Origin of the sequence: Methanobrevibacter sp. (genome assembly GCF_045116495.1) — an archaeon.
Classification (GTDB): domain Archaea; phylum Methanobacteriota; class Methanobacteria; order Methanobacteriales; family Methanobacteriaceae; genus Methanocatella.
In genome coordinates this window covers 1-11,315 of sequence record NZ_JBGULU010000095.1, presented here as the reverse complement: position 1 = coordinate 11,315, position 11,315 = coordinate 1, and the positions used below count along the sequence as shown (strand labels likewise).

Annotated in this window: 8 protein-coding genes; all 8 read right to left on the bottom strand. The window is 33.8% G+C overall.

The features are described 5' to 3' along the window. Positions 1-416: 416 nt before the first annotated feature. Positions 417-767 carry a hypothetical protein gene (locus tag ACJMLH_RS05125; protein WP_405275380.1) on the bottom strand — a complete coding sequence of 117 codons (351 nt, stop codon included), beginning with the start codon at positions 765-767 and terminating at the stop codon, positions 417-419. A 248-nt stretch (positions 768-1,015) separates the two neighbouring features. After that, positions 1,016-1,561: an adenylate kinase family protein gene (locus ACJMLH_RS05120; protein WP_405275378.1), complete on the bottom strand. Its 546-nt coding sequence runs from the start codon at positions 1,559-1,561 to the stop codon at positions 1,016-1,018. Between the two features lie 22 nt (positions 1,562-1,583). Next, entirely contained in the window at positions 1,584-2,678 is a 1,095-nt protein-coding gene (locus tag ACJMLH_RS05115; RefSeq protein WP_405275376.1) for an OBG GTPase family GTP-binding protein, read from the bottom strand. A 60-nt stretch (positions 2,679-2,738) separates the two neighbouring features. Further along, the gene (locus tag ACJMLH_RS05110) at positions 2,739-5,459 is read right to left on the bottom strand and encodes an STT3 domain-containing protein (protein WP_405275373.1); all 2,721 of its coding nucleotides are present in this window, start codon (positions 5,457-5,459) and stop codon (positions 2,739-2,741) included. Between the two features lie 310 nt (positions 5,460-5,769). Then, positions 5,770-7,926 (bottom strand): DNA topoisomerase I, encoded by a 2,157-nt coding sequence (topA, locus tag ACJMLH_RS05105; protein ID WP_405275371.1) that lies wholly within the window; start codon positions 7,924-7,926, stop codon positions 5,770-5,772. Between the two features lie 200 nt (positions 7,927-8,126). Next, the gene (locus ACJMLH_RS05100) at positions 8,127-9,332 is read right to left on the bottom strand and encodes an RNA-guided endonuclease InsQ/TnpB family protein (RefSeq protein ID WP_405275369.1); all 1,206 of its coding nucleotides are present in this window, start codon (positions 9,330-9,332) and stop codon (positions 8,127-8,129) included. Between the two features lie 126 nt (positions 9,333-9,458). After that, positions 9,459-9,620, bottom strand: a complete 162-nt coding sequence (locus ACJMLH_RS05095; protein ID WP_405275367.1) for a hypothetical protein — start codon at positions 9,618-9,620, stop codon at positions 9,459-9,461. A 44-nt stretch (positions 9,621-9,664) separates the two neighbouring features. Next, positions 9,665-11,314 (bottom strand): phosphoserine phosphatase SerB, encoded by a 1,650-nt coding sequence (gene serB / locus ACJMLH_RS05090; protein WP_405275365.1) that lies wholly within the window; start codon positions 11,312-11,314, stop codon positions 9,665-9,667. Position 11,315 lies beyond the last annotated feature (1 nt).

Sequence of the window (11,315 nt, the reverse complement as noted above, 5' to 3'; positions counted from 1 at the left end):
GAAATGAAAGGCAACAGAAAAGTTAAATTCTATTACATCACAGACGAAGGAAAATACGTTCTGAACCATCTTTACAGCAGATTCGATTATATCCATGGGAACGAACAATGGACAGAACTGTTTAAAGATATGAACAACTAATGAATATTCTAATTTTGATAATATTTTTTTATATTTTATTTTTAACACAAATATTACTGTAACATACTTATTGTAAATAAAATAATAATTTGTCAATATGGATTGCTGATATGAAAATAGTTTTTTCGCAAAAAACCTAAAAAAGAAAGGATTATTAACCAATCCTTTCAAATACTCTGATTTTATCAAGTTATAATCATCATTTTTTAGAATCAAACCCTTAATATATGAAGAATCTAAAAAAATCATTTTATATCCTCCGTGGTGTTAAATTTTTAATCAAACATATCTGTGATTCTATCTAAAATATCATCACCTTCAGGTTTGTCATGTTCAAGCAAATTCCAGATCTTATCTCCATCAATATCATCTGGAATTTCATCTACTTTACCCAAAGCATCCAATAAAACTTCATTAATGACTTCAAATGGAGTTTTATTAGATTGCCTACATTTTATATTAACTTTTTCCATCACTTCATCACTAATAGTTACTGTTGACATATTATCAAGTCCTTGCTTTATTAATTTACAACATAAATCTAAATAATTAGATTTATCATTTAAAGCTTGTTTTTTCAAATCTTCAAGTAGCTTTTCATCAATATCTAATGTAATTTGTACCATCATATCACTTGATTGTAATTTAAAGCACTTAAAAGATTTAATGTTGCAACTTTTTTAGTGCTTGAACTAGCTAGAACAATCATGTTAATATTGAAATCAAATCTATATAAATATTTTCAAGATACGCAAATGCACAAATACACATTGTAAAAATAGATAAATATAAATTAGAAATTGACCTAAAAAAGAAAGATTGTAATGATTTAGTAAAATTGCTTCCATTATAGAAAATTGTTGTCGAAAAATAATTATGAATTTGAAATCAGCCAATCCATGAAGTCGACTTCACCAACAGAATAAGTTTTCTCATCTGAAATTACACAAGAAATCTCATCAACAATCTCATCAACTGTCAAATCGCTTACATCAATTTCAGAGATGTCTTCACCATAGATTTCATAGGCTTCGGCAGTGCAGACTCCCATAGCTTCAGCTTCAAGATTTTCACGGATTTTAGCTTCGGAATAATCACGCCCTTCAAGTCTTGAGCGTAAAATCTCCGGTCTTACCCTTAAAATTATGACCTTATCGGCATCATCACACAAATGTGCCAAGTGCCCTTCAAAAATAATCAGTTCATCACTATCAGCAATGATTTCAGAAACCTTTTCATTAAGTTTAGGAATGTCAATGACCTTATAGCCTTTATCTTCATCAATTCCCAAAACAAATTCATTTTCTAAAGCCAAATCGTTAATCTTAATCAATCGACAGTTTAGCTTAGAAGACAACACTTCACTGACAGTGGTTTTTCCGGTACACGGAGTGCCTGTTATAAAAATAGTTTTATACATAGTATCAAAAAAATAGTAAGAATTATTTTTTAAGAATAATTCTTAAAACGTCTTCATCTTCCAGAACATGGTCCGGACCTACTTTTTGACCTGGGAATTTTACAGAGGTTCCCCAGACTTTGGCATGACGGAAATTCTTCACGAATTCCCTATGAAGTTTTCTGCATGCATCAATTACAGTAGAGCCTTTCTTGATGACCAGAGGATCTTCCATATCCGCTTTTCTCCCTTGAGGTTTTAGATATACACGAACCAAATCAAGGTTATCGAATATTGTGTCCTTCAACTCTTCGATATTTGTCTTTTTATCTGCGGAAATCGGAATGAATTCAGGAATGTATTTTTTAAGCTCCTCGATGTATGCCTCATCTACAAGATCCACCTTATTTAACAGGACAATCATCGGAACATATGATTTATTTCTATCGAGTACATCAATAAATTGATCCATTGTCACATCATCCCTGAAAAGCACATCGGCATTAATATATCCGTACTCATTTAGAATAGATCTGATTGTTTTTTCGTCCATGTGGGTCAGTTTGCATGTTGATGAAACCTTGACCCCTCCAAGTTTTTTCCTTTTGACAGTAACATCAGGAGGTCTTTCATTCGGCCTTATTCCAATAGCCCTCAATTCTTTTAGAATGACATTAATGTGCTGCGGATTGAAAGTATCAAGAACAACCAATATCAAATCTGCAGTTCTTGCAACGGATAAAATCTCCTTACCTCTTCCTTTACCGCTGCTTGCTCCGGTGATGATTCCAGGAATATCGAAAATCTGAATTTTTGCATTTTTATGTTCCATTACACCAGGAACAATATCTAGTGTTGTGAATTGATAAGCGCCAACTTTACTTTCAGCATTAGTAATTTCATTTAAGAGAGTAGATTTTCCCACAGATGGAAATCCTACAAGTACAACAGTAGCATCACCAGATTTCTTTATATGAAAACCCTGGCCTTTAGATCCCCCACTACTACGTTGCAGAGATTCCTCTTTGAGTTTGGAAAGTTTTGCCTTAAGCTTTCCTATGTGATGTGAAGTAGCTTTATTATATGGTGTCTTTTGAATTTCTTCTTCAATATCTTTTATTTTCTCTTCAATCCCCATAAAAATTCACCATATTTTTTAAAAAAAAATAAAAAAAGATTAGATTAGGGAAATCCTAACCTAAGTTGTTGCATTACCGGTTGTATTACCGGTTGAACTGCCACTGGCTCCACCAGCAACAGTATTATTGAAGTTTACATTGAACAGCATTACACCATTCTCAACATGAACATTTTCAAATATGTTCTGACCGGCTCCACCTAACAGGTATAACTGAGTAAACATTGAATTTCTCAACTCGTTACTCATAAGAATAGGAGTATACTGGTTATTGTTACCCATCAGGAACAATGTGAAGTTTGCATCCTTTACATCGCCCACAGATTCATTTTTCATAATATAACCGTCTTCAATAACGATTATGTGTGAAATATTTAATGGGTTGTATGGAGTGTCGTTAATCATGATTTGCTGTCCGTTTTCAGTATATACTGCTTCTGTATAACCTGAAGTAGTATTGTTTCCAGTACCACGGGTAATCACTGTATTAACTGTCATACCTTGATCGTTGAGTATTGCCAATTTACCAGTGCTTCCAGGTTTTACTTCAACTTGTTGTGTTGGAACGTAATAGTTGTAGTTTTTGGATGTTTGGTTTTCAAAGTTCCAAGCACCGAAGTAAGTCCACCAGCCTGCTTTTTGAAGCATATCTGAAGATGCTACAAATATTACCGGACGTACTTTATCAGGGTGAGTGTAGTTAACTACAGTATTGGCCTGATCCTGAGTCAGATGATATTTGCTTACTAAATCATTTTTTGCATCACTGGCTGTTTTTGGCAAGATATCAATAAGTATATCAGTTGCTTTACCAGAATCGCCTGTATAATTAATTAATTCAGTTTGAGCCATAGTACCTGTTGAATCCAGCATTCTGAAAATACCTGCAGACAGCTGCAGATCACTTGTGGTCATCGCCTGACCCAGCCAGAATGCCCGGTCACCGGATTGAGAACCCCCATCGAATGTTACCTGTCTGTCGGCAGCAATCTCAAAGAGGTACCCGAAGTCCCACCAGGATGTGATTACGGTATCGTTAGCAGTATTCTCATTAATCCATTTCATTGAATTCCACATTGCATCACTGGTACCTGGAACAACATTTTCTGAAGTTTGATAAGCACCACAGATTGAAGGTGTAATCAATGCAATCACAATAGCTATGATAATAACATATTTTTTAAGTGGAACTTTTTGGCTTGCAACATTCTTAATTCCATAAACAGTAATTAAAGCAAATGCAACAATAGCGACGAACAGTAAAATTCCGAAAATAACATTGATTTGAGCTAATGGAACTGCTGCTAAAAAGCCGCACAATACTGCAATTGCAATTAACCATCTGTCATCATTTAATTTGTTTTTAATATAATCGGTTGCGAGACCTACAAAGATACCAGCCATAAGACCGAATGGCAATACGATTGTAGTAATGAACCTTGAACCTCTACTTACCGCAAGAGCTGTGAGTACAACCCAAACAACAAATAAAGTTGCATATAATGCGGTTAAACGTTTTGAAGTCAATAGCTCATCTGTTGAACCGAAATCAAAATTACCTAAGTTGAGTTTTAATTTTAAATCGTTGTCAATTTTTTTAGCAGAAGCGGTTCTTTTACCTTTAGGTGGTTTTTTAGTAACAGATCCAGGAGTTTTAACTCTGGTTTCTCTTAATTTCAATACCCTTTTTACTAAAACATATAATACAGTTAGACCTGCGAATAAAACAGCGATACCGCCCATACCGTTTACTACACCATTGGTATTTGCTAAAAATGCTGATGTCATTCCGCTACCAAGTAAACTTGGCATTTGCATCTCTGCAACGGAAACGAGTACGTTAGGGAATCCACCAATACTTCTTGAAGCGGATTGCAAGGAAAGTAAACCTGTTAAACTTCCAAATAGTCCTGTTACACCGCCAATACCTTGGAAAATAGCAAGGCCAACAAATCCGATTACGCCTAAAAGTACTATTGATAGGAAATCACTTTGGTGTATGAACCACATTATCTTGTTGGAATATTCGTCCTGATTATCCTCACCGATATTGAAAACATAGCAAACAACAAGGTATGCTATTGAAAATATTCCCATGATACCTATGTAAAAGATATAACCTGTCCATGATTGTGAAAACAGACCAATTGAAATAATTGACAATATGGCAAATATAACCTTCAATATGATATTTTTTGCCCGTATGGTCTCTACAAAGAAGAAAATAAAGAACAGGGACCATATGTAATAGAACATATCTGTATCGAAAAATCCAGGGAATGTGTGCGCAAAGTAGTTTGGAGCAAGTACAATAATCACTGTAGCTACAATAGCACCATAATCATTTGTCAGCCTTCTGGCAAAAATAAATGCAGGGATAACCGCTAATGTAGAAATAACCGCTCCGGTCCAAAATGCAATTTCTTTTACAGAATGATCGCCGAAGATACTGTGCAGGAACGAAGTAACATATACAATTCCCAATTCGTAATTAACCTGATTACCGGTAGGAGCGAACCTATGCATATCCCACTCGCTACCATTTACTATTTCATCTCCCACAAAACCATGATCAACATAATCTTCAGTCAGCCTTAAGTTATAATATGAATCCATTTCACTAAAATATGGAAGACCAGATGAATCAACATATTCTCCTTTAACATCATCAGAGAATATATTTAAATCAGCTGCAGGAGCTTTTAATGCAAAGACAACAGCTAATAAAATCACGATTATGATGATTGATTTAGCTACTGTCATCATTGTTTCTCTATTCATAAAATTCCTCGTTTAAATTCATTAATTTTTTTGACATAAATTATTAAAGTAAAAATTTATTTTTAGTTTAATATCGATATTAAAATAAAAATATTAAAAAAATTCATAATATTTTTATTAAGATATATTTATATTTCTTAACATTATTAAGTATTGTGCATATCCTAATTTATACTAAAAAAATAAAAAAACTAAAAAAATAATAAAAAATAATAAAAAAATATGAAATCCATATTATATTTACAAAAATTAGAAAAAATAATGTAAAACTGAATAAAAATCCAATATCCTTAAAAAAGGAATTGGAAAATTATTTTGATTTGCTTTCAAGCTCTTCCAAAGAACATGTAAACCTGCATTTTGGAAATCCGCTGCATCCTACAAACTCACCATATCTGCCTGAACGCTTAAGCAAATCCTTACCGCAGTCCGGACATTTGCCCACAACTTTAGGGTCATAAGGTTTGGTTTTATCCTTTCCGCAATTGGTGTCAAGACATGCACGCTGACGAGGTTTGCCGAATGAGATGATTGGAAGACCGCATTTTTCACATTTTTTCTTCAAGAAATTGGTTCCTTTCGGAATGGAATAGACAGTGGTACAGTCCGGATAATTGGAACATCCCACAAAATAGCTTTTGGTTTTAGGGGAATACCTTTTAACAAGATTTCCTCCACAGTTAGGGCATGTTCCGACAATGTTACTTTCCTGATATGATTCATATAATTTTGTACCGATTTCTTTTGAATTTTTACTGATATCGCTTAAAATTACAGTGACTTCTTTTTGGCCTTCAGATATGATTTCCTGACGAGTGGCCTCATTATTATCAATACCTTCCAGCTTAATTTCGAAATTGCGGGTCAGTTCTTCTGAAGTGATGTCCTTACAATAGGTTGATAAAGTATCAATCATATTCTCTCCTAGCTGGTTAACCTCAATTTTTTGAGTACCTGTTATGAACTTACGGTCATATAATTTATCTATTATATCCGCACGGGTAGCTTTGGTACCAAGCTCCCTTTTTTCAAGTTCCTTAATTAGGGATGCTTGATTATAACGGGCAGGAGGTTTAGTTTCCTTTTCATCAGAAATCAAATCCAATACTTTAACCAAATCCCCCTCTTTAAAGTCCGGGAATATCTCATCATCAATTTTTCTAAATGGATAATGTTCCATCCATCCCTTATGAGTGACTCTTCTACGTCTAAAGCGGAATTTTTCATCTTCAATGTCAAGAGTAGTGCTCATTGTTTCAAATTTAGCCGCTTCAAAGAATACTGAAATAAACCTGTAGACAATAAGCTCATAAATCTTCTTATCATCTTTTGACAAACTGGTAGGTAAAATTCCGGTAGGGTGAATTGCAGGGTGTGCCGCATCATCCTTTTTACCGTTGTTAGGTTTTAATTTTGAAGGAAGCTGGGAAATATGCTTTCTAAATTCACCGTTGTTGCTTAATTGTAAAAATATTGACTTGAAATCAAGACTTTCAGGTAATTTTTGAGAGGAGGTACGGGGATAAGAAGTGTATCCTGAAGTATACAGGTTTTGTGCAATTGTTTGTGTCTTTTTAGGTGAAAATCCGAAAACATTATATGCTTCAGACTGAAGGCCTCCAAGGTTAAATGGGACAGGAGGTTTAGTGGAAGATAGGGAAATGTTAATGTTATCGACGGTAGCATCTTTCCCTTGGCATTTAGTCATTATTTCTTCAGCACGGGCCTTGTCAAATATTTTGCCGTCAATATGGTCCACTTCAATATCGCCTTCAATAATAGCTTTAATCAGCCAGTACGGTTCGGGAACAAAGTTTTTAATTTCCTTTTCTCTTTCAACAAGAATAGACAGTGTTGGTGTCTGGACTCTTCCGGCAGACAATTTTAAAAATCTGTGTTTGGCACTGCTTACAGATTTCATTAAAGCTTTTGAAATATTCACACCAAAATAGTAATCTAGGACATGCCTTGCAATACCTGAGTCAACCTGATTCATGTCCAAATCTATTCTGTTGTCATATGCCTCAAGAAGATCCTTTTTTGTCAATGTTGAAAACTTCATACGGGAAATTTTGCTTAAATTATCCTGTCCGCAGGCATACTTCAAGGCATTGTACCCGATTAATGTTCCTTCGGTATCATAATCGCAGGCATGGACATAGGAATCAGCACCCTTTGCAAGCTTCTTAATAGCTCTGACATAATCCTTGGTGAATCCGCTTCCTCTTTTATTAACTTCATAAGCCGGAGCCCAGTGAAGATCAAAATAAACTTTATCTTTTGGATTGTCCGGAGTGAGTGAATAAAGATGTCCTACTGCAGATACAACTGTAATATCTTTGGAATCCTTCTTAAGTTCCCAGTACTTTACTTTTTTGTTGTAAACCTTCTTTTTGGCACTTGGTGAAAGTGCTTTTGCAATTTTTTCAGCTGATGTTGGCTTCTCACAAACAATTACTTCATGCATATTATATACGTCCCCCAATTAAAAAAAAATAATAACTGAATTTAATTTAAAATAATTTCTTATATAAAAACATTTCTATAAAAAAAAGTTTTGAGTAATATTATAGTCTTTTACTTAATGTTTTTACCATTTTGTAAAATTATTCTTGGGCTGTTATGCTCTTGTGAGACATAAGGATTACCAAGCTATCCCTCGTTGACTTACGAGTTCACAATATTTTCTTGTATTGCTTTTTGCAGTATGTTTTTTGAGGCGTTGATGTCTCTGTTGTGTTTTGTTTTGCATACGGGGCAGGTCCATTCTCTTATGCCGAGTGTTAGGTCGTGTTTTTGGTATCCGCAGTTATTGCATAGTTGGCTGGATGGATAGAATCGATCGATTTGTATGAATGTTTTTTTGTACCATTCTGCTTTGTATTTTATCATTTTGACGAGTTTGTATAAACTTATTCTTTGTAGTTTGGGTGCCCATTTTTTGTTTTTAAACATGCCTTTTATGTTTAAGTCTTCCATTGCAATTATATCATAATTTCTGACTAGATATTTGCTTAGTTGGTGGTATGCGTTTTGTATTTTGTTGTTTTTTCTATTTAGCCATTTGTAGTATTTTTGCAGCGTTTTCTTGTAGTTATTGCTCATGTATTTCTGTCGATTTAGTTTTCGTTGGTATTTGTGAATCATTTCCTCTTCGTGTGTTAGGTCAAGGTTGACTATCTCTTGGCCGGTGGAAAGTGTTGCGAGATTTTTTAATCCAAGATCAATACCAATATGCTTACCAGTTTTTTCTAGTTCTTCTACGGTTGTTGTTATGTTTACTATTGCGTAATATTTGCCGTTTTCTCTTTTAACAGTTACATTATTGATTTTAGAATTTTTAAGCAATTTTTTGTATTTGCTGCTTGTGCGATAATGTACATATCCCAGTTTTGCTAAGCGTATTCTACGGTTGGTTATCTTGATGTTATTTCCGTTTTTTTGAATTCTGAAAGATTGTTTAGGGTTCTTTTTGGATTTAAATTTTGGAAAACCATGTTTTTCTTTGAAAAGCTTAGTAAATGCTTTATTTAAATCACGAAAAACCTGTTGCTGGCTGGTAGACTCTCCATCATACAAAAAACTATTTTCCTGTTTCAACATCTTCAAAATAGCATTTAAATTGTTGATTGTGGGAGATAATGGGCATCCGTGAAATTTAAATAGTTCATATAAATCACAATATATGCCAAGGATATTGTTCCATATAAAGCGTGCATTACCTATATTCTGCTCTAAAACCTGAATCATGCTTTTACTAGGTAAAAGTTCCAATTTCAAACCTTTATTCACAACCAAACACATAAAAATAACGCCCCTACTAAAATTCAGCATATTTTTTTTTAGTGAAATATGAATTTTATCAAAATTCAATTATTCAATATGTTGTTGATTTATATTTAAAAGAAGTCCAAGAGAGCATTTGAAAAGTAATCGCCAAATGGTAAAAACATTTGGTAATATACTATAATATTACATTGAAAAAATGATAAAAAAAAGTTATTCTTTTTCAGGGGTTAAATCTTCCTGGAAAAACCCGTAAAAATCAGCACAGTAATCACAGATTGGATATTTGCCATTTCTGTAATATGCTAAATCAGCTTTGGCCATGTCAAATTCTTTTCCGCAAATAAAACAAGTTTCGATTTTTTCTTCTGACATAGTAAGACCTTTTAAAAAAAATAAAAAAAATAGAGGTTAATTGCTTAACCTATATTATATTTTTGCAAGAGTAAAATCTCTTCAGTGGAAACTTTTCCACCTTGTTTGAATTTAGCAAAGATTTCTTCAGCTCTTTCCCTTTCTTCACGGTTTTTGTTAGAACCTGATCCACCTTTGTTATCATTTTTCCTTTTCTTAGGTTTGTTGGAACCTAATTTTTTGTTGATAACATGGATGTCGCTTAAGATAGCTTTGAATTCTTCATGTTTAGCGGAAGCATTTTTACGTGCTTCGATGAATTTTTTGTGAGCTTCGTCAGCAGCAGTTCTAATATCATCAGTTTTTCTGAAGTAAGTAAGCATTTCTTCGTGAGCTTCTTGAGCTTTTTCGGAAAGTTCAATAACTTTTTCATGCTCTTCTTCAGATAATTTTTTAAGTTCTTGAGCTTCAGTTTTAACGGATTCATCTTCATGAATTTCCATTAACTGTTTTCTTAAATCATTTGCATTTTTAACAAGTTGATTTTCTTTTTTGATGTCTAAAACGCGAGTTTCAATGATTTTATCAATTTTCTTGATTTCATTTTCTATTTTGATTTTATCGCGTTTACCTGAAGACCATTCGAGACTTTTAATTTTGTTGTTAGCTTCGTTACGAGCCTTTTTAGCAGCTTCAACTTCTTTGTTGATTTCATTACGCTCGTTTCTGAATTCAATAGCTTTATTTAAGTTTTCTTTTAAAGATGCGTTTAATTCATCACGAATCTTACGTTGTTCTTTAGCTATTCTGTTGAATTCTTCCCTTTCATCAGCAACTTTGGAGATTTCAGCTTCTTTTTCATCTTTTTGTTTTCTTACACCTTCCATGGTGTCAGCAAGAACAAATTCTTTTTTCTCTTCAGGTTCAGCTACTTCAGCTTCTTCGGATTCTTCAGCTTCATCAGCATCAGTTTCTTCAGCAGCTTCTTCTTCAACTACTTCAGTTTCCTCGGATTCTTCAGCAGCTTCAGCTTCAACAGCTTCTTCGGTTTCTTCGTCGTCAACAGTTTCAGTTTCTTCTTCAGTGGTTAATTGATTAAGAATTTCATCCAAGACTTTGCATAAGTCTTTTCCCTCTACTACAACATCAGCTATTTCTTTTACAGAATCTTTAGCATTGAATGCAATTCCGCAACCAGCTGATTCAATCATGGAAATGTCGTTAGCGCCATCTCCAACAGCAACTACTTCATCTAAAGTAATTCCTGCTTTTTCGACATGGTCATTTAGTACATCTAATTTAGTACCGGATACTAATGGACCAGTCACTTCACCAGTTAATTTACCATCTTCGACTGTGAAACTATTAGTATAAACTGTTTCAACACCGAGTTTATCTTTTACTTTATCAGCCACTACATCAAAACTACCACTAATGATAGCTACATCTACATCATTCTTTTTCAAACAATCGATGGTTTTGCAAGCACCATTCATTAATGGGAGATCATCAGCAACTTTCTCGATGTCTTCAATAGAAGTTCCTTCAAGAAGTTGAACTCTGTCTTTAATAGAAGTTTCAAAGTCTATTTCACCTTGCATAGCTTTTTCAGTAATTGCAGCTATGTCCTCTTCAACATTTGCTAATTTTCCTATCTCATCTATCGCTTCACCATCAATAATAACGTTATCTAAGTCAAATACTACAAGTTTAATC

Excerpts from the sequence above, each read along its gene's own strand:
- ACJMLH_RS05110 (WP_405275373.1), bottom strand. The coding sequence starts at position 5,459 with ATGAATAGAGAAACAATGATGACAGTAGCTAAATCAATCATCATAATC.
- topA (WP_405275371.1), bottom strand. The coding sequence starts at position 7,926 with ATGCATGAAGTAATTGTTTGTGAGAAGCCAACATCAGCTGAAAAAATT.
- ACJMLH_RS05115 (WP_405275376.1), bottom strand. The coding sequence starts at position 2,678 with ATGGGGATTGAAGAGAAAATAAAAGATATTGAAGAAGAAATTCAAAAG.
- ACJMLH_RS05120 (WP_405275378.1), bottom strand. The coding sequence starts at position 1,561 with ATGTATAAAACTATTTTTATAACAGGCACTCCGTGTACCGGAAAAACC.
- ACJMLH_RS05095 (WP_405275367.1), bottom strand. The coding sequence starts at position 9,620 with ATGTCAGAAGAAAAAATCGAAACTTGTTTTATTTGCGGAAAAGAATTT.
- ACJMLH_RS05125 (WP_405275380.1), bottom strand. The coding sequence starts at position 767 with ATGGTACAAATTACATTAGATATTGATGAAAAGCTACTTGAAGATTTG.